General features: G+C 59.8%; 16 protein-coding genes and 1 pseudogene. 6 read left to right on the top strand and 11 right to left on the bottom strand.

Features of this window, described 5'->3' with window-relative positions:
- Nucleotides 1-11 precede the first annotated feature (11 nt).
- The 3 genes from ACZ3HH_RS21645 (at nucleotide 12) to ACZ3HH_RS21655 (ending at nucleotide 3,360) form a co-directional block, all read left to right on the top strand.
- Nucleotides 12-1,388 (top strand): L-serine ammonia-lyase, encoded by a 1,377-nt coding sequence (locus ACZ3HH_RS21645; protein ID WP_465807518.1) that lies wholly within the window; start codon nucleotides 12-14, stop codon nucleotides 1,386-1,388.
- A gap of 63 nt (nucleotides 1,389-1,451) precedes the next feature.
- Nucleotides 1,452-2,753 carry a serine/threonine transporter gene (locus tag ACZ3HH_RS21650; protein ID WP_465807520.1) on the top strand — a complete coding sequence of 434 codons (1,302 nt, stop codon included), beginning with the start codon at nucleotides 1,452-1,454 and terminating at the stop codon, nucleotides 2,751-2,753.
- Nucleotides 2,754-3,042: 289 nt separating this feature from the next.
- The gene (locus ACZ3HH_RS21655) at nucleotides 3,043-3,360 is read left to right on the top strand and encodes a DUF3509 domain-containing protein (protein ID WP_465807522.1); all 318 of its coding nucleotides are present in this window, start codon (nucleotides 3,043-3,045) and stop codon (nucleotides 3,358-3,360) included.
- On the opposite strand, the gene ACZ3HH_RS21660 is transcribed toward ACZ3HH_RS21655, so the two are convergent.
- On the bottom strand, nucleotides 3,357-3,857 hold the full coding sequence (locus tag ACZ3HH_RS21660; RefSeq protein ID WP_465807525.1) for a phosphate-starvation-inducible protein PsiE: 501 nt from the start codon (nucleotides 3,855-3,857) through the stop codon (nucleotides 3,357-3,359). The genes ACZ3HH_RS21655 and ACZ3HH_RS21660 overlap by 4 nt on opposite strands.
- Nucleotides 3,858-4,216: 359 nt before the next feature.
- Between ACZ3HH_RS21660 and ACZ3HH_RS21665 the strand changes: the two are divergent.
- Nucleotides 4,217-4,471: pseudogene (locus tag ACZ3HH_RS21665) on the top strand (YebG family protein); the annotation flags it as partial.
- A 164-nt stretch (nucleotides 4,472-4,635) separates the two neighbouring features.
- Here ACZ3HH_RS21665 and ACZ3HH_RS21670 read toward each other — a convergent pair.
- The 4 genes from ACZ3HH_RS21670 to ACZ3HH_RS21685 all read right to left on the bottom strand — a co-directional run bounded on the left by ACZ3HH_RS21670 (nucleotide 4,636) and on the right by ACZ3HH_RS21685 (nucleotide 8,983).
- Complete coding sequence (locus ACZ3HH_RS21670) at nucleotides 4,636-5,739, bottom strand: dihydrolipoamide acetyltransferase family protein (protein WP_465807527.1); 1,104 nt, start codon at nucleotides 5,737-5,739, stop codon at nucleotides 4,636-4,638.
- Between the two features lie 28 nt (nucleotides 5,740-5,767).
- Complete coding sequence (locus ACZ3HH_RS21675; protein WP_465807529.1) at nucleotides 5,768-6,754, bottom strand: alpha-ketoacid dehydrogenase subunit beta; 987 nt, start codon at nucleotides 6,752-6,754, stop codon at nucleotides 5,768-5,770.
- Complete coding sequence (gene pdhA / locus ACZ3HH_RS21680; protein WP_465807531.1) at nucleotides 6,747-7,841, bottom strand: pyruvate dehydrogenase (acetyl-transferring) E1 component subunit alpha; 1,095 nt, start codon at nucleotides 7,839-7,841, stop codon at nucleotides 6,747-6,749. Before pdhA ends, ACZ3HH_RS21675 begins: the two co-directional genes overlap by 8 nt.
- 122 nt (nucleotides 7,842-7,963) lie before the next feature.
- Entirely contained in the window at nucleotides 7,964-8,983 is a 1,020-nt protein-coding gene (locus tag ACZ3HH_RS21685; protein WP_460147886.1) for a Glu/Leu/Phe/Val dehydrogenase family protein, read from the bottom strand.
- Between the two features lie 183 nt (nucleotides 8,984-9,166).
- Here ACZ3HH_RS21685 and ACZ3HH_RS21690 point away from each other — a divergent pair, with 183 nt between their 5' ends.
- Nucleotides 9,167-9,970 carry a SirB1 family protein gene (locus ACZ3HH_RS21690; protein WP_465807534.1) on the top strand — a complete coding sequence of 268 codons (804 nt, stop codon included), beginning with the start codon at nucleotides 9,167-9,169 and terminating at the stop codon, nucleotides 9,968-9,970.
- Between the two features lie 181 nt (nucleotides 9,971-10,151).
- Here ACZ3HH_RS21690 and maiA read toward each other — a convergent pair whose 3' ends face one another.
- From maiA to hmgA, 3 genes are read right to left on the bottom strand one after another with little or no spacing between them, the layout of a single operon-like run.
- Nucleotides 10,152-10,787, bottom strand: coding sequence for a maleylacetoacetate isomerase (gene maiA, locus ACZ3HH_RS21695; protein ID WP_050681494.1), 636 nt, complete (start codon nucleotides 10,785-10,787; stop codon nucleotides 10,152-10,154).
- A 12-nt stretch (nucleotides 10,788-10,799) separates the two neighbouring features.
- Complete coding sequence (gene fahA, locus ACZ3HH_RS21700; protein WP_465807536.1) at nucleotides 10,800-12,104, bottom strand: fumarylacetoacetase; 1,305 nt, start codon at nucleotides 12,102-12,104, stop codon at nucleotides 10,800-10,802.
- 3 nt (nucleotides 12,105-12,107) lie between these two features.
- On the bottom strand, nucleotides 12,108-13,412 hold the full coding sequence (gene hmgA, locus ACZ3HH_RS21705; protein ID WP_465807538.1) for a homogentisate 1,2-dioxygenase: 1,305 nt from the start codon (nucleotides 13,410-13,412) through the stop codon (nucleotides 12,108-12,110).
- Between the two features lie 163 nt (nucleotides 13,413-13,575).
- On the opposite strand from hmgA, the gene ACZ3HH_RS21710 reads away from it, so the two are divergent.
- Entirely contained in the window at nucleotides 13,576-14,364 is a 789-nt protein-coding gene (locus ACZ3HH_RS21710; protein ID WP_460147890.1) for an IclR family transcriptional regulator, read from the top strand.
- 45 nt (nucleotides 14,365-14,409) lie between these two features.
- On the opposite strand, the gene ACZ3HH_RS21715 is transcribed toward ACZ3HH_RS21710, so the two are convergent.
- The 3 genes from ACZ3HH_RS21715 to ACZ3HH_RS21725 all read right to left on the bottom strand — a co-directional run bounded on the left by ACZ3HH_RS21715 (nucleotide 14,410) and on the right by ACZ3HH_RS21725 (nucleotide 18,922).
- Nucleotides 14,410-14,733, bottom strand: a complete 324-nt coding sequence (locus ACZ3HH_RS21715) for a hypothetical protein (protein WP_465807541.1) — start codon at nucleotides 14,731-14,733, stop codon at nucleotides 14,410-14,412.
- A gap of 128 nt (nucleotides 14,734-14,861) precedes the next feature.
- Nucleotides 14,862-17,414 (bottom strand): LuxR C-terminal-related transcriptional regulator, encoded by a 2,553-nt coding sequence (locus ACZ3HH_RS21720; protein ID WP_465807543.1) that lies wholly within the window; start codon nucleotides 17,412-17,414, stop codon nucleotides 14,862-14,864.
- A gap of 140 nt (nucleotides 17,415-17,554) precedes the next feature.
- On the bottom strand, nucleotides 17,555-18,922 hold the full coding sequence (locus ACZ3HH_RS21725; protein WP_465807545.1) for a DUF1329 domain-containing protein: 1,368 nt from the start codon (nucleotides 18,920-18,922) through the stop codon (nucleotides 17,555-17,557).
- Nucleotides 18,923-18,935 lie beyond the last annotated feature (13 nt).

Below are 18,935 nucleotides of genomic sequence, written 5' to 3' on the forward strand. Positions count from 1 at the left end.
TAGGCTTTAGCATGGCTATCAGTGTTTTCGATCTCTTCAAAGTCGGCATCGGTCCGTCCAGTTCCCACACCGTCGGCCCGATGCGCGCCGCCGCGACCTTCGCCCAGGCACTGATTGACCAGGATTTACTGGCCGACGTACGTCGGGTAGAAATCCGCCTCTACGGCTCCCTTTCGGCCACTGGCGTCGGCCACGCAACCGACCGTGCCTGCGTCATGGGCCTGATGGGTGAATGGCCAGACAGCATTGATCCGACCAGCATCGACAGCCGAATTCACACCTTGCGTGAAACCGGCGAACTGAGTCTGGCCGGTAAATCGCCCATTGCCTTCAACTGGCAGCGCGATCTCCTGCTGCTCGACGAGAGCCTGCCCTACCACCCCAACGCCATGTCTCTGACAGCCTTCGGCGAAACCAGTGAACTGTTCGAGCAAACGTACTACTCGGTGGGCGGTGGTTTCATCATCGAAGCAGCCGAAGCCGAGTCCGGCATTGCGCCGGCCAGCGATGTAGTCCTGCCGTACGATTTCTCCAGTGCCGCCGAATTGCTCAAGCTCTGCAACCAGCACGGTCTGCGGGTTTCCGAGCTGATGATGGCCAACGAACGGGCCTGGCGTAGCGATGTCGAGATCCGCCAGGGCTTGCTGCATATCTGGTCGGTAATGCGTGAATGCGTCGAGCAAGGTTTGCGTCACGAAGGCATCCTGCCCGGCGGTTTGAATGTTCCCCGCCGCGCCGCGAAATTGCACCGCAGCCTGTTGGAAATCGGCAAACCGAATGTCATCAGTTCCACCCTGTCAGCCATGGAGTGGGTCAACCTGTTCGCCCTCGCCGTGAACGAAGAAAACGCGGCCGGCGGACGCATGGTTACCGCGCCTACAAACGGGGCGGCGGGGATCATTCCCGCCGTGCTGCACTACTACATGAAATTCAACCCGGACGCGTCGGACGATGACGTCGTGGCGTTCTTTTTGGGCGCTGCCGCTGTAGGCATTCTCTGCAAGAAAAACGCCTCGATTTCCGGCGCCGAAGTCGGCTGCCAGGGCGAAGTCGGTTCGGCGTGCGCCATGGCCGCCGCCGGCTTGGCCGACATACTCGGAGCGACTCCCGAGCAACTGGAAAACGCCGCCGAAATCGGCCTTGAACACAACCTCGGCCTGACCTGCGATCCGGTCGGCGGTCTGGTACAGGTGCCGTGCATCGAGCGCAACGCAATCGCTGCCGTGAAGGCGATCAACGCCACGCAAATGGCCCTGCGCGGCGACGGCAAACACTTCATTTCCCTGGACCGGGTGATCCGCACCATGCGCGATACCGGCGCCGACATGCACGACAAATACAAAGAAACTTCACGGGGCGGCCTGGCTGTCAGCTGGGTGGAGTGCTGAGGAGCACTCCCTGACCGTCCGCAATACGTGAGCCCGAGCAAGAATAATAACGAGGCAAAAACGATGACCGATGTACGTACACCTGTTGCCGATAATCCCGCTGTAGACCTGACACGCAATAGCGAAACAACCCACAAAGGCTGGAGTAAACACGACACCACCTGGATGCTTGGCCTCTATGGCACGGCAATTGGCGCCGGCACGTTGTTCCTGCCGATCAACGCCGGTGTCGGTGGTTTCTGGCCGCTGCTACTCCTGGCGGTACTGGCCTTTCCGATGACCTTCTTCGCCCACCGCGGCCTGACGCGTTTCGTATTGTCCGGCCGTTCCGGGGACATTACCGAAGTGGTGGAAGAACACTTCGGCATCGGCGCCGGCAAGCTGATCACGCTGCTGTATTTCTTCGCGATCTTCCCGATTTTGCTGGTGTACAGCGTGGCGCTGACCAACACCCTGAGCAGCCTCATGGAGCACCAGTTGCACATGACACCGCCACCTCGGGCGATCCTGTCGCTGGGGTTGATTCTCGGCTTGATGGCCATCGTCCGTTGCGGTCAGAGCGTCATCGTCAAATGCATGAGCGTGCTGGTTTACCCGTTCGTCGCGGCGTTGCTGCTGCTCGGCGTCAGCCTGATCCCGAACTGGAACGGCGCGTTCTTCGCCAATGCCAGCGAAGGCATGCCACTGCCGCTGTTCTTCAAGACCTTGTGGCTGGCGATTCCGGTGATGGTGTTCTCGTTCAACCATTCGCCGATCATCTCCGCCTTCGCCGTCGATCAAAAACAGCGTTACGGCGAGCAAGCCGAACGCAAGAGCAGCGGCATTCTCGCGATCGCTCACGCCATGATGGTCGTCACGGTGATGTTCTTTTGCTTCAGCTGCGTGCTGGCGTTGTCCCCGGCTGATTTGGCTGCGGCGAAGGCGCAGAACATTTCGATCCTGTCGTACCTCGCCAACCACTTCCAGACACCGGTCATCGCTTATGCCGCGCCGTTGATTGCGCTGGTGGCGATCACCAAATCCTTCCTCGGCCATTACATCGGCGCCAGCGAAGGCTTTCAGGGCCTGATCGTGAAAAGCCTGCGTGGCCGTGGCCGCGTCATGTCCAGCAGTTGGCTGAACCGCGTCACCGCGCTGTTCATGATCCTCAGTTGCTGGGCCGTCGCGACCTTCAACCCGAGCATCCTGGGCATGATCGAAACTCTCGGCGGACCGATCATTGCGTGCCTGTTGTTCCTGATGCCGATGTACGCCATCCGCCGCGTGCCGGCCTTGCGCCAGTACTCGAATCAGGCGTCGAATGTGTTCGTGGTGTTGATCGGTTTGATTGCACTGTCTGCGATCATCTACTCGTTCATGCCCTGAAACGGGCAGGCAAAAAGAAGGCGGGCCAAGGTGCCCGCCTTCTTTTTGCCGTGTTCATTGTTCCATCGTTTTCCCGGCATGCCCTTTGCTATATCCCTGTAGGAGCTGCCGAAGGCTGCGATCTTTTGATCTTCAGCGAACATCAAAATCAAAAGATCGCAGCCTGCGGCAGCTCCTGCAAACGCGATGATGGCGATATGGCTATGGAATGGCCGATGGTCTGGTGTTGCGAACTAATCCCGATCATGGCCGGTCAACAACTGCACGTTCAATCAGGCGGTGACGCATCATGGACAACCCCTTTCAACTCATTACCGATGCCTTTGCACCGGATTATCAAGTCAACCTGAGCATTCAGGGGCTGGACGGCAGCATCATGCTGACCCTCTCTAAAAGCGGCCGCGTGGTGGCCAAACGGATGATCAGCGCCGAACAGCGCAATGACCCCAAGCGCCTCAAACGCTTGGTGCAAAGCATTCAATTCGGCATCGCCATCGAACAGGGCCACAGCGCCGTGGCCATCCTCGAAGCCATGACCGACGGCGACAGTCGCAACCCGCCACCGCCCTTGGTCAATTCCCGGCCTCGGCCTTCAATGGGGCTTTAAAGCTCGCCCTTCTCCACTTCGGGATGCTCACCGGAACCCGCACCGATCTTGCGTTGCGGGTGTTCGATCTTCACCGAAGGAAATTGCGACGAAGCGTAACGCACCACCAGAATCGCAAACGCCAGCAGCAGAATCCCGCCGCACAGGTAGATGATCCCCAGGTCTGGCGGATTGTGATGCGAGACGTTGGAGATCAGCAGCCGCGTCAGCGCAGTGATCGCCACGTAAATCAGGAAGCGCACCGGCATGTGGTTGGTCTTGAAATAAATCCCGACCATCGCCCCCAGTTCCAGGTAGATGAACAGCAGCAAGATGTCATCGATCTTGATGTACCCCGCCTCGATCATCTGCAAGAATTCCATCACCGCCGCCCACGCGGTCACGGCACCAATGGCGAAAAGTGCCAGGTAGTGGAAGGTCTCGACGAACAGGTTGCCCAGGGACTCGGCCAGTTGGTGCACGTTCTGCCGCAGGTTCTCGGCCCAGTTGATTTTCACGATGATGGTTCCTTAGCTCGGTTCGAGCGGATGATGCGGGTTGGACGTGACGGTTGTTCTGCATGCAGAAAAAAGGCCAGATGCTGTTGGGTGAGATGATGGCTGGGTGATATGAGACACGTTGGCGGTGGTTGGACGGACGCCATCGCGGGCAAGCCCGCTCCCACAGGGTTCAGCGGTGATCCTTGTGGGAGCGGGCTTGCCCGCGAATGGAGCGACACGGTTCACCTGACAAACCCTGAATTCGGTCTACATTAAAAAGCCACTACCCAAAGCGCAGGGATTCGCTTATCCTTTTCGCTGTATATAAATACAGTAGTCGAAACAGACAACTAATGTGAAGGCATGTGAGGTGGTGAATGGCCGTCGAAGTGGTATACCGCAGCAGCCGAGATCTGGAGCGCTTGTTCATGGATAAAGCCGAAGCTGACCGTCATGACAAAATGCTCGAACTGGCCGAATTGCTGGCTGAAGTGTTGCAAAAAGCCGTTCCGTCCCTGACCGAACAGCAAGTGGAAGAAGCCGGGATCTACATGGCGAAGAACCGTGATGTATTCGCCAAGGCATTCAAGAGCCAGCCGGACGCACTGTCCGAACTGCTGAATGCACCCGCCGAAGCCACTGAACCTGTTGAAGTAGCTGCACCAGTTGAAGCGACAGGCGCTGAGCCGACCAAGCCAGCCAAAGCCGCCAAGACACCAAAGTAAGCAATGCCCGAATTGAATAGGCCCTGAGTCAAATGACTCAGGGCCTTTTTCATGCCTGCGGGAAACCTGGACTAGGGTTGTTCCAGCGCCTCGACCAACGCCTTGAAGAACCGCGCCGCCTCGCCACCGGTGACCACGCGGTGATCGAAGGTCAGGGACAGCGGCAGAATCGGATGCACCACCACCGCTCCGTCGACCGCCACCGGTTCATCGCGGATCGCCCCGGCGGCGAGGATCGCCACTTGCGGCGGCACCACCACCGGGTTGGCGTAACGGCCGAACAAGGTGCCGAAGTTCGACAGGGTCAGGGTCGCACCCATCATTTCCTGGGGCGGGATCGAGCGCGCCTGCACGTCGGCCCGCAGACGCATCACACCTTCTTTCAAATCCGCCGCCGTGCGCTGACCGACATCGCGCAGCACCGGCACGAACAAGCCGTCCGGGGTATCCACGGCAATGCCCAGGTCAAGCCGTTCGTGTTGCTTGAGCGCCAGGGTTTTACCATCGAAGGCACTATTGAGCACCGGTTCTACGGCGCAGGCTGCCGCCATCGCCTTGGCCAGACGAATCAGCGGTTCTCGTGCCTGGCCCCAGCGATGCAGGTCGGCATCACCAAAAATCGTCACTGGCACCACTTCGGCATGGGACCTGGCCATGTTCAACGCCATGCTGCGTCGCACACCGCGCAGTTTCTCGCCGCCGAAGCGTTCGCGTTCCGTCTGGGCCGAGCTTTCTACGTCGCTGCGGGTGATCTGGCCGTCCTGACCGGAGCCGACCAAGGCGCCCAGTTCAACACCGAGCTGCCGAGCCCGTTGACGCACTGCCGGCGTGGCACGGTTCGCCAGGTGCTCACGAGTCGAAGGCGCAGCGCCGATAAAAAATGCATCCTCCTGATTCGTCCCGCCGCCCTCAAGGCGTCCCACCACCGTACCCGCATCCGCTTCGCCTTCGTAACCGAGCAAAGGCTCACCCACATGAAGGATGTCGCCTTCGCCACCAAACGTTTTCGCCACCACGCCGTCGTAGGGCGCGGGAATGTCCACCAGCGCCTTGGCGGTTTCCACCGACACTAATAGTTGGTCGGCCTTGACGGTGTCGCCGACCTTGACGTGCCAGCGAACGATTTCCGCTTCCTGCAAGCCTTCGCCCAGATCCGGCAGTTTGAAATATTTCATCGCAATCTCCTCGACCTCAGGCACTTCGTCAGGCGTGGTGCAGCACAATGTCGCAAGCATGAAGAATGTCTTCGACGCTGGGCATGTACAGCGACTCCAGTCGATACAGCGGCGGCGGGATGTCGGGCGCGGTGACTCGCTGGATCGGTGCCTGCAATTCCAGAAATACCCGTTCGTAGAGGCTCGCGGCGATTTCCGCGCCAACCCCGCAGGAGCGCGGCGCCTCATGCACGATCACGCAGCGACCGGTCTTGCGCACCGAGGCTTCCATCGTATCGAGGTCCAGCGGTTTGATACTGGCGACATCGATTACTTCCGCCGAGACGCCCTGCTCGGCCAGTTGCATGGAGGCTTGCAGGGTTTCCATCACGCTGGCGCCCCAACTGATCAAGGTAAGGTCGCTGCCTTCACGCAGGGTGAAACAGCTGTCCAGCGGCAGGCGCTTGCCGTCATCCAGCAGTGGTTGCGGGTTCATTCGATAGAGTCGGGTTGGTTCGAGAAATATCACCGGATCCGGGTCGTCGATGGCCGCTAGCAACAAGCCATAGGCCCGGGCCGGCGAGGACGGGATTATCACCCGCAGCCCCGGAATATGCGCGAACAGGGCTTCGGTGCTTTCGCTGTGATGCTCCGGCGCGCGAATCCCGGCACCCATGGGCGTGCGCATCACCATCGGGCAGGTGATCCGCCCGCGCGTGCGGTTGCGCATGCGGCTGGCGTGAGACACCAAGTGCTCCATGGCGGCGTAGATGAAACCCATGAACTGGATTTCCACCACCGGTTTCAGGCCTTGGGCCGCCATGCCCACCACCAGCCCGCCAAGCATGGTTTCGGCCAGCGGCGAGTCGATCACCCGCTTGAAACCAAAACTGTCGCGCAGGCCCAGCGTGGCGCGGAACACGCCACCGTTCACCCCGACATCTTCACCGAGGACGATAACGTTTTCGTCTTCGCTCATGGCCCGATGCAACGCCAGATTCACCGCTTCCAGCAGCGTCACCTTACCGTTACTCATGGCCCGAACCTCCCGTCCGGCGCGCCACCCGTTCGAGAAACTCTTCGCGCTGCTCGGCCAAAGCTTGCGGCCACTGGGCGTAGACATGATCGATCACCGATTCCGGTGCCTGCAGGCCCGCCGCTTCGAAGTTATCCACAGCCCCCTGCACCAAGCCTTGGCATTCGCTGATCAGCGCCTGTTCGCGGCCTTCGTCCCACACGCCTTGCCCAGCCATGAAGCGTTGCAGCCGTTTGATCGGCTCTTCGAGCCAGGCCTGCTTGACCTCGTCCGCAGACCGGTAGCGCGTGGCATCGTCGGCCGTGGTGTGATCGCCGAGGCGATAGCTCAGGCATTCGAGTAACACCGGACCTTTCCCGTGGCGCGCCCGTTCGAGAGCCGCTTGCACGCGGTCGTAAACGGCGAGCATGTCATTGCCGTCGACTTGCTCACCGTGGAAGCCGGCGCCAATGGCTTTCTGCGCCAGGGTCGGGGCGCCACACTGGATTCGTCGCGGCACCGAGATCGCCCATTGATTGTTGTTGATCACAAACACCACCGGCAACTGCCAGGCACCAGCAACGTTGAGGGCTTCGAGGAAATCACCTTTGCTGGTTCCGCCGTCGCCGCAGGTGGTGACAGCGACCCGATGCTCGCCACGGATTTTGAAGGCGCTGGCGACGCCACAAGCATGCAGGGCCTGGGTGGCGATCGGCACACAGATCGGGAAATCCTGAGCGACCGCCGGGTCGGCAAAGTCGCTGCCACGCTCATCGCCGCCCCAATACAGGAGGATTTCTTCCATGCGCACGCCGCGCATCAACTGCACAGCGGTGTCGCGGTAATACGGGATCAGGACGTCTTCGGCGTGCATCAGGCTGCCGACCGCAACACCAATGGCTTCCTGGCCCAAGGTCGGCGCATAAGTGCCGATGCGCCCGGTGCGTTGCAAGGCGACAGCTTTCTGATCGAAAAGGCGGGTCAGGACCATCTGCCGATACAGGCGCGTCAGCAGATTGAAATCGTCGGCCCAGGTGGGAAGATTGCCGAGTAACTGGCCGTCAGGGGATAGAAATCGGGTGTAAGGCAGCTCAACCTTGTGAAGCATCACAGGGCTCCTGGCACGCGGAGTCGGCGTGCAATTGTCAGGCCCTACGTTTGTGGCGCAGGGCTTGGGGAGCAATGGCCGGATAGGCTTTCACTCCTTTCAAACTTTTCACCAGGACAGCGTCACCGGTACAACACTTTCTCCGCCAACTCATCCGCCACCCGGGCCGGAGAACGCTTTTCCGCCTGGGCATGGGCGAAGACTTCGGTCAGCCGTGAACTGATTTTCGACAGGTGCGCGGTGATGGTCGTCAGCTCTTCGCCTCGGTGTTTGAGCGACACGTAGATCAGCCCGCCGGCATTGATCACGTAATCGGGCGCATACAAAATGCCCCGGCGTTCCAGCTGATCGGCGATTTCCAGATGGATCAGTTGGTTGTTTGCCGAACCGGCGACCGCCGCGCAGCGCAGTTGCGACACACTGTTGCTGTTAAGCACACCGCCCAGGCCGCAAGGCGCGAGTATGTCGCACGGTGTGCTGAGCAGCGCATCGTTGGCGATTGGATGAGCGCCCAATTGCTCCATGGCCAGCTGCACTTTGCCGTGATCGATATCGCTGACCAGCAACTCGGCACCGGCCGCGTGCAGTTGTTCAGCCAAGGCATAACCGACGTTGCCCAGGCCTTGAATGGCGACGCGCAATCCTTCGAGATTATCGCTGCCCAAGCGGGCCATGGCGGTGCTGCGAATACCGGCGAATACGCCCATGGCGGCGTGCGGTGCAGGGTCGCCTGCGGCAGTGGTGCTGGTGACGAATTGCGTCTGTTGAGCGATGCAATCCATGTCCGCCACCGAGGTGCCGGCGTCGATGGCGGTGATGTAGCGACCGTCGAGTTCGTTGATGCAACGCCCGAAGGCTTCAAATAGCGCGGCGCGATTTTCCACATGGGCCGGGCGAACAATCACCGCAACGCCACCGCCTTGGGCCAGGCCGGCCAGGGCCGCCTTATAACTCATGCCTTGGGCAAGGCGCACGGCATCCTCGATCGCGGATTCATCGCTGGGGTAAGCAAGGTAACGACACCCGCCCAGGGCAGGTCCCAGACGGCTGTTGTGGATGGCAATCACCGCCTTCAACCCGGTGACCGGATCGACGCTCAGGTGCAGCGATTCAAGGCGAGTGCTTTGCATGAGAGCGAACATCGTAGGGCTCCCGAATCACTTCTTGTAGTCGCCAGTATAGGCTTGCGCACAAAAATTGCAGAAGCGCACCGGAATAAGCGGCGTCGCTTTGAACGCTTTCGGACATAACCTGTTACCGCCTGTGTGCAGCACTGGACGAAAGCGTGTGACGGGGCTAAAACGAGGCATTCCCCGGAGATTTTGATGACCCCGCGCCAACGTTTTTTCGACTGTCTGCAACGATCACCGCCCGCGCTGTTCGAGGCGGCGCTGTGGATGGTCGTCGAACACGATAAGGAGCTGAATCCCGAGGCCGTGCTGGCGGACTTCAAGGACCTGCAACAACGGGTCAGCTACGGGTTGCCGATGCTGCCGGTGAGTGAATTGGCCCAACCGTTGTTGCGGCGAATGAATGACCTGGGGTTCGCTCAGGACGACTCCACGCCCTTGCGCCCGCAAGTGGCGTTACTCAATAAAGTGCTGGAACGTCGGCGCGGCCAGCCGTTGGTACTGGGCCTGATTGCGCTGGAACTGGCCAGAAGGCTGGAGATACCCATGGTCGGGGTCAATTTTCCCGGGCATTTCCTGCTGCGGGTGCAAGGCGCCGATCATCTGCTCGACCCGTGCGGTGGGCGACGGCTGTACCCCAATGATTGTCGCGAACTGCTGCAGCGTCAGTACGGCCCGAACATGAAGCTTGGCGCCGAGCATTTGCTGACCGCCGAACCGGCGCAGATGCTGCAACGGCTGTCGCGCAACCTGCGCCAGTTGTACCTCACCAACGATGACTACATCGACGCCCTGATCGACGCCGAGCGCGTGCTTGAACTGGGCAACGCCAGCGCCTCGGACTATCTGGCCCGGGCCAGCCTCTACCAACGACTGGACTGCCCGAATGCCGAGCGCTTTGACCTGGAGCATGCGCTGCTGCTCAGTGACGATCCGATTCAGAGGATTCGCCTGACTGAACGACTCGGGCATTTGCCGCCCAACTCAGTGGTTCACTGATCTCATGTGGGAGCGGGCTATGTGGCGAGGGGGCTCGCCCCCGTTGGGTCGCGAAGCGGCCCCGGCACTTCAAAGTTAAACCGCATGTAAAGGGTTTACGACTGCTTCGCAGCCGAACGGGGCGATGCGGCGTTCCGACAAGCCCCCTCGCCACACAACCCACATTAGTCGGAGTGAAGCGTTAAGGCGTATCCGGCTGGTTCGCCGGATGGGCCAGGAAGAAGGCTGGATGTGTCGCCGCCAGCGCCGCCACTCGACGAATTCGCGGGTAGGCTTCCAGTGAAATATTGAAGCGCTCGGCCGCATACAACTGCGGGATCAAATAGACGTCCGCCAGCCCCGGTTGATCGCCGAAGCAGTAACCGGTGTCACCGATCAATTGCTCCACCGTCGCCAGTCCTTGGCTGATCCAGTGACCGATCCACTCCACCACCTGTGGCTCATCGTGTCCCAACTGCCGAAGCTTGTTGAGCACGCTGACGTTGTGCAGAGGGTGAACATCGCAACCGATCACTGCCGCCACGCCACGCTCATGAGCGCGGGCGGCGAAGTCTTTGGATAGCAGCGGCACCTGTGGATAACGTTCCTCCAGGTATTCGATGATCGCCGGTGACTGGATCAGCAACTCGCCTTCGTCGGTGCGCAAGGCGGGCACCCGGCCTTGTGGATTGATGCCCAGATACGTCGGCTGCCGATGTTCGCCACCTTGCGGCGCAATCAAATTGATTGGCAGCGCCTGGTAATCCAGCCCCTTCAACGCCAGCGCGATACGCACCCGGTAAGACGAGGTCGAACGGTAGTAGGTATAGAGTTCCATGACCCGATCCTCTTAGCGCGCTGGCAGCACTTTGCCGCGGCATTCGCCGAAACCGATGGAAGCAAAACCCTCGCGGCTGCAACGCGCGCGCAGAATGATTTCGTCGCCGTCCTCAAGGAATTTACGCACCTCGCCCGACGCCAGTTCGATCGGTTTTTTACCGCCCTCGGTGATTTCCAGCAGGCTGCCGAACTGGCCGTTTTCAGGACCGGACAGCGTGCCCGAACCGAACAGATCACCGGCCTGCAACTGGCAGCCGTTGACGCTGTGGTGCGCAACCAGTTGTGCAACGGTCCAGTACATGTGTTGGGTGTTGCTGAGGGTCAGGCGATGGGCTGGCAGATTTTGCTCGCGCATCGATTCGGTCAGCAGCAGCACTTCGAGTTCGATGTCGAAGGCACCGGCGGCCTGATCACGTTTGTCGAACAGATACGGCAACGGCTGCGGATCGCCTTCCGGGCGCGCAGGCTGCGCACGACGGAACGGCTCCAGCGCTTCGGTCGTCACCACCCACGGCGAAATGCTGGTGATGAAACTCTTGGACAGGAATGGACCCAGCGGCTGGTATTCCCAGGCCTGGATGTCCCGCGCCGACCAGTCGTTGAGCAGGCAGAAACCGGCGATGTGGTCGGCGGCATCACCGATGGCGATGGAGTCGCCCATCACGTTGCCCTGACCGATCCAGATACCCAATTCCAGTTCGTAGTCCAGACGGGCGCACGGACCAAACGTCGGCTCGGTCTGGCCGGCCGGCAGGGTCTGGCCTTTCGGACGGCGTACGTCAGTGCCGGACGGGCGAATGGTCGATGCACGGCCGTGGTAACCAATCGGCACGTACTTGTAGTTCGGCAGCAACGGGTTGTCCGGGCGGAACAGTTTGCCGACATTCTGCGCGTGCTCGATGCCGACGTAGAAGTCGGTGTAGTCGTTGATCTTCGCCGGCAGGTGCATTTCGCAATCCGCCGCCAGCGGCAGCAGTTTGGCACCTTGGGCTTCGATCTTGCCGTGCAGGGTGCTGCCTTCGGCAAACAGTTCCAGCAGACGTTCGCGCAAAGCGACACGAGCCTCGCGGCCCAATTCGAAGAACGCATTCAACTGGCCGCCACGGGTGGCTTCGACAGCTTTCTTCGCAATGCCATCGAACAGGCTGGCATCCAGTGCCGCTTCCAGATCAAAAATGTGATCACCGATCGCCACGCCACTGCGCGGCGCGGAGCCCTTCACGCTGAACACGCCCAACGGCAGGTTCTGCAGCGGAAAATCCGCGTGGCCATTGGCGGAGGCAACCCAGCTACGAGTGATGGAAGTCTGAGTCATGGGTTATCTCCGGGTCGGGTCGAAAGTGGCGGGCAACGTAGCCCAGCAAGCGTCGTAATTGTTTTGCAGTTGCGGGCAATCCAGGGCGAATCGGCTCGGACGCAACACTTGGCTGGTCTCGAACATGAAGGCCATGGTGTTATCGATTTTAGCCGGCGCCAGTTCAGCGCTGATCGCCTTGGTGCAGGTTTCGCCGTCAGGGCCGTGGGCGCTCATGCAACTGTGCAACGACGCACCGCCAGGCACGAAACCTTCGGCCTTGGCATCGTATTCGCCCTGGATCAGGCCCATGAATTCGTTCATCAGGTTGCGATGGAACCACGGCGGACGGAACGTTTTCTCGGCGACCATCCAGCGTGGCGGGAAGATCACGAAGTCGAGGTTGGCCAGACCGTGCACGCTGGTCGGCGAGGTCAGGACGGTAAAAATCGATGGATCCGGGTGATCGAAACTGACTGTGCCAATGGTGTTGAAACGGCGCAGGTCATATTTGTACGGCACGTTGTTACCGTGCCAGGCGACCACGTTCAGCGGCGAATGGTCGAGTTCACAACCCCACAACTGGCCGAGGAATTTCTGCACCAGGGTGGTCGGTTGCTTGAGGTTTTCGTAATGGGCCACCGGAGCCAGGAAATCTCGCGGGTTAGCCAGACCGTTGCTGCCGATCGGCCCAAGATCCGGCAGGCGCAGAGGGGCGCCGTGATTTTCCGCGATGTAGCCGCGGGCTTGCGGATCGAGCAGTTCGACGCGGAATTTCAGCCCGCGCGGCAGGACGGCTATTTCCAGTGGTTCCAGCTCCAGCACGCCCAGTTCGGTGGCGATACGCAAGCGGCCCAGTTGCGGCACCAGCAACAGTTCGCCATCGGCGTTAAAGAACACGCGCTCCATGGAACGGTTGGCGCGGTAGTTATAAATGCTGATCCCGGACGGTTTTTCCGCGCCCGAATTGGCGGCCATGCTCACCAGCCCATCGATGAAATCGGTGGGTTCGGTCGGCATGTCCAAGGGGTTCCAGCGCAGGCGATTGGGGGTTACTTCACCCAATGGGCCGCCGGCCAGTTGCCGATCCAGTTTGACGAATGCCGGGTGGTTGGCCGACGGCTGAATGCGGTACATCCAGGTCCGTCGTGCTTCGCTGCGAGCCATGGTAAAGGCCGTGCCGGAGAACAGTTCGGCGTACAGGCCGTAAGGGGCTTTTTGCGGGGAGTTCTGGCCGACGGGCAGTGCGCCGGGCAACGCTTCGCTGCTGAATTCATTGCCAAAGCCTGACTGATAAGCCAGCGCTGGCGCCGTTGAATCGAGGTTCATGGAGCCTCCTGAACGGAAGTAGGCAATGGCCTGTCACTCTGTTGAAGAGGTCTTGGCACGCCTGGGTTATTTTTATCGTAATTCGATTACGCATAACGTAATTTGATTGGTATTGACCGTCAAGCTATAAAGACGCCCATTCGTCCCGGGATCACACCGCCTCATGACCAGCGAAAGCAACGGTAAACAGAAAGTCCGTTCGGCCGAAGTCGGTACCGACATCCTCAAGGCGCTTGCCGAGCTGTCGCCGTCGACCTCGTTGTCACGCTTGGCCGAACACGTGCAGATGCCGGCGAGCAAGGTGCATCGCTATTTGCAGGCGCTGATCGCCAGCGGCTTTGCCGAGCAGAACCCCGCCACCAACCATTACGGCCTCGGCCGTGAGGCGCTTCGGGTCGGCCTGGCTGCTTTGAACAGTATGGACGTGCTGAAAGTCGCCGCCCTGCCCTTGGCCGAGTTGCGTGATGAGCTGAACGAAACCTGCTTTATAGCGGTGTGGGGCAATCAGGGTGCGACGGTGGTACACATCGAACCGGCGGTGCGGGCGGTGACGGTGGTCACGCAATTGGGCTCGGTTTTACCGTTGCTCAGCTCGTCGACAGGGCTGGTGTTCAGTGCCTATTTGCCCCACCGCGAAACAGATGAATTGCGCGAGCAGGAAATCGCCGTCGATGCCCATCCGCTGGCGGACGAAAAGGTTTATGCGAGCTTATGCGAACAGATCCGCGAACGCGGCCTGCACCATGTTCACGGTTTGCTGATGCCCGGCGTGGATGCGTTGTCGGCGCCGGTGTTCAATGCGGTCGGACAGGTGGCGGCGGTGATGACCATCGTCGGCCCGACCTCGTTGTTTCACGCCGATGAAAACGGCCCGGCGGCGCAGCGTTTGCTGGCGGCGACCCGGGCCGTAAGTTGGCGGATGGGGTTTGAGCCCACTGCGCCGACATCATAAAAAAAACGGTTGTGCATCAACATAAATTCGCACAACCGCTTTTCATTAAATCACCGATTCAGCCAGAAAAATCTGCTCCATGTCTGCGCCCAGCCCATTGACTTCGTCAAACTCCAGACCTTTAAAACGATACTGCGAATCGAACGTATAAGCTTCGGAAAAAAGCCCCAAATGCTCCCCTTCAAAATACGGCACTTCACCCTCCTGTAACTTCAGGAAAAATGCCCATACCAGTGTTTGAGAATACGTGACCAACGGATTCTCAAGGGCATTAACACCGTTGACATAGACTTTGTTTACATCAATTCCACGACCGCTGACTTTTGCATGCAAAATGGCACGCACGCGTTCAATATTCAGATCTTCCATGATTTAAAACTCCATAACTAACAGTTGATAGCGACTGACTTCAGACGCTGATCGACATCTTAACGACAACCGTAACCAATGCACGCGACAGTCTGTTTGCATTAGTTACAGTACTCGCTGCCCGACTATCAGGCTTGCGATATAAGCCCCAACTTCTTCGCTGTGGCCACGGCTTGGGTTCGACGCTCAACGCCCAACTTGCCATGTATTCGTCGCGCGTGGGTTTTCACCGTATGCAATGAAATAAACAACTGCTCGGCAATCTGCTGATTCGAGTTGCCTTGGGCAATCAGACCCAGCACCTCAAGCTCTCGCCCGCTCAGCGGGTTGGCCTCCATCGCCGTCGAGTTCAATTGTTCATCTTCACCCAGGCGACACAGCAGGCTCGGCTGGCGAAGGCGCAATTCGCGCAAGGCCTGCTGCAAGTTGCAGCGATTCACCAGTTCCAGGCCTGCCTCCAGTGCTGACCTGGCAAGCGTGGCTTCGCCGGTAAGATCCGCCACTTCGGCAATCGCAAAGTGCAGTTCGGTTTCCAGCGCCAGCATGGCATGGCGTTGCGCGTGATCGAGCAAGGCCTTGAGCTGATCCAGCGGTTTTTTTGCCTCCTGCAGATAGGTCTCTGCCAATACCAACTGGTACTCGACTCGCGCAATCAGCTCCAGCGTCGCCGGTGGTGCCTGACGCGCATGAGGTCCACGGTAGTGACGCAGCACTCGACTCAGCGCTTCACGGGCCAGTCCCGGGCGACGTTGCTGTAACCAGAACTGGCTGCTGACCTGCAGCAACACCCCGCGATAGACCGTATCGGGAATATGCCGCTGTTGCATCAGCCGCTCGGCATCGCGCAAGCGGACGAACGCGTGGGCGTAATCTCCCTGATTGGCCGCCACCTGCGCCTGCCCGAGAAAACCATGTAACGCACGCTTATCCTGACTGCGCAGACAGTCCTCAAGGCCGGACTGGAAGAATTCGGCGGCCTCCTTGTCTTGTCCCTGACACAGGGCCAACCGCCCACGACGCAATGCAATTCGTCCCAACAAGGGTGCAGGTCGATCCGAACGCTGGCGGAGCAATTCATCGATGTCGCAAAGCAGACTCTCGGCCCGCATCGCCGCACCCCGTTGCTCCAGCAATTGCGCATGATCGAGCTCCATCAAGCCCTCGAACACCAGCGAACCTTGCGCCCGCGCCAGGCACAGCGCCTCGCGGTTATGGGCTTGCGCCACGTTGAGTTCGCCCCTTAGCAAGGCTTGTTGCGTCAGACCGGACAAACACATCAGGCGCGCCGTCCAACACTGGGGATCGAGCGCGCTCAACGCTTCAAGAAAGTGCACGCGCGAAGTTTCCATTCGCCCTTGCAAATGCAGTAACCAACCCTGCAGGGACTGCCAGCGCGCAATCAATTGACGCTGAAGCACCGCCGAGGGTTGAGGCGTGAAATTCGCCAAATGAGCGATGCACAGAGTCGCTTGTTCAAAACGTCCGGCGAATAACAGCGCAGCTGTAATCAGTCCGACCAGTTGCGGGCTGCCAAGCGTCAACTCCTCGCCTTGCTGCTCATGCAAACGCAACAACAGGACCACCGTCTGCTCCTCGAACAAATGCTCGAAACTGAAATGCTGCAACAGGCTGACCGCCACTTCGTATTCCTCGGCGAGCAATGCCTGTTCAAAGGCCGACTTCCAGTCCTGTTCGGCACAGAACCACTGGCAGGCACGCCGATGCCAGGAGCGTCCCGCCGGCCATTGCTCATCGCGCAACAACTGGGTGAACGGGGTGAAAATCTGTAGCCAGTCGGTAGAGTCCTGCCAAGGCTCGATAAAACAGCCCAGCATTTGCAATGTCTTCAGGTACTGAGCGCCTTCCCCGGCCCCGAACAGGTGATCGCACAGTCGGGCGTTGAAGCGAGGCAAGTGGGCCAGCACGCGCCAAGCCTCGCTCAACTCAGGCTTCAGCGAGCTGAACAACTCATGCTCCAGGTAATCGAGCAAAGTGTCCGCCCGCCCCAGAGGTTTGTCCTGACGCGACCAATCGCACTTGTGCAGCAATGCAATCCGCACACCGGCACACCAGCCGCCGGTACGCTGGATGATCCGACTGGCCACCTTGCTGGCCTGCTCGGGTACCCAGGGCTGCAATATCTGTTCGACTTCGCCCGAGGTGAAAGCCAGCGAAGCGCTTTCGCACTCGTACAACTCATCGTCGAGCAGCAACCTTGGCCAGTTACATGACGGCCGACGACGAGCCCCCAGCCACCAGTTCAGCATCGGACTGCTGATCGCCAGCATACGGTCCAGTAACAGGTCCAACTCCGGGTTCGGCAGGCGGCAGTAGTCATCGAGAAACAGCCAGGTCGGCGCCTGCAATCGCGCCAGATTGTCCAGCAACCCGGTTTCATCCGATGAGGCCAGCCCCAGCATCTGCGCCAGACGATGACGAAAATCCGCCGCGCTCGACGCCACGCCAGACAATGGCAGCCAATGCACCCGGCACTGGGTTGGCGCCTGCAACAGGCATTCGGCGAGCAGCGCACTCTTGCCACTGCCGGCGGGTGCGCAGAGCAATTTCACCCGTGCCGTTGAGGCCAATAACGGCTCGCTCAAGCGGGCCCGCGACAGGTGATGAGAAGACAGGCGGGGAAGGAATCCAGAACGGTCCAGACACGGAGTCATGGCGGTCATTGCGGCGTGCCTTTTTATAATTGTCCGGCCACCCTAGCCCTCTCTAGCCCGCTTGTTGATAAGTATTCAGGACGCTGATTGGCGCCCATAAAAAAGGCGACCCGCAGGTCGCCTCTGGTGATGCCAATGTACCAAAACGCTTACCGAACGCCCTCGGCGCGCAGGGCTGACGGGGTGTAGTCCGCAGACTTGGCGTTGAAGCCGAATTCGAAGCTGTGCTTCTCTTCGTTCTTCATTCCCAGGGCAATGTATCGGCCGGCAATGATGTCGTAGAGCGCCTCCAGCGTGTAGGCCGGAGTCTGGTGATCGTAGTAATACTGAGCGTGACCTTCGGCCACTCGCCACAGTTGACCACGACCGTCATAGTGATCCACCAGCGCCACTTGCCAGCTGTCTTCGTCAAGGTACATGTGGCGCTTGGCGTAGATGTGCCGCTCGCTCGGCTTGACTGTACCGACCACTTCCCAGACCCGGTGCAGCTCGTAGCGGGTCAGGTCCTGGTTGATGTGCCCCGCCTTTACCACGTCATCGTACTTGAGGCTCGGCGAGTCGAGTTTGTAGCTGTTGTACGGGATGTACATTTCCTTTTTGCCGATCAGTTTCCAGTCGTAGCGATCCGGCGCGCCGGAAAACATGTCGAAGTTATCCGAGGTGCGCAGACCATCGGCGGCGGTACCCGGCCCGTCGTAGGCCACTTGCGGTGCGCGTCGTACTCGACGTTGACCGGCGTTGTAGATCCACGCCAGACGCGGTTCTTTCACCTGGTCCAGGGTTTCATGCACCAGCAATACGTTGCCCGCCAAGCGCGCCGGCGCGGTCACCGATTGTTTGAAGAAGGTCAGTACGTTGGCGCCTTTTTCCGGATCCAGATCCTTCATCAATTGCGGTACGGCGATCTCTTCCTCGAAACGGATCGGCGTGTAGCTGCCGTTGGTCTGCGGTGTCACCTGAGTGATGATGCGTCGCAGGTTGCCGCCGTGATAACGGGTGATGTGGTTCCACAGCACCTCGACACCGTTCTTCGGAATCGGGAATGCGTAATAGCGATTGCCGGTGAAATTGGCCAGGCCGTTACCGTCGTTGATGCTGTTCACATTCAGCGCGCTGCGCTTGGCCGACTCGTAGATTTCCGGCGGCAGGCCCACGGTGCGATGGGTCGGGTAGACCGGGATCCTGTACGTTTCCGGGTAGCGCTTGAACATCGCCACCTGGCCATCCGATAGTTTGTCCTTGTACTTATCAACGGTTGCAGCGGTGATGGTGAACAGCGGCTTTTCACTGGCGAACGGGTCAGCCAGGAAGCCTTTGCTGTCGACAGCGCCGGCGTTTTTCGGGATGCCACCGGTCCAGGCCGGGATCGAGCCATCGGCGTTGCCGGCCTTCTCGGCGCCCAGCGGCGTGAGTGTGGTGCCGAGCTTGTTGGCTTCTTCCGGCGAGACCGCCGCCATCACGTTGGCGGCCAACAGGCTCAGGGCCAGGGCGCCGCATTGCAGAATCATCTTGCGCATTTAAATCATCCTT

The sequence above is a fragment of the Pseudomonas sp. PME37.24/025 genome (assembly GCF_055556615.1).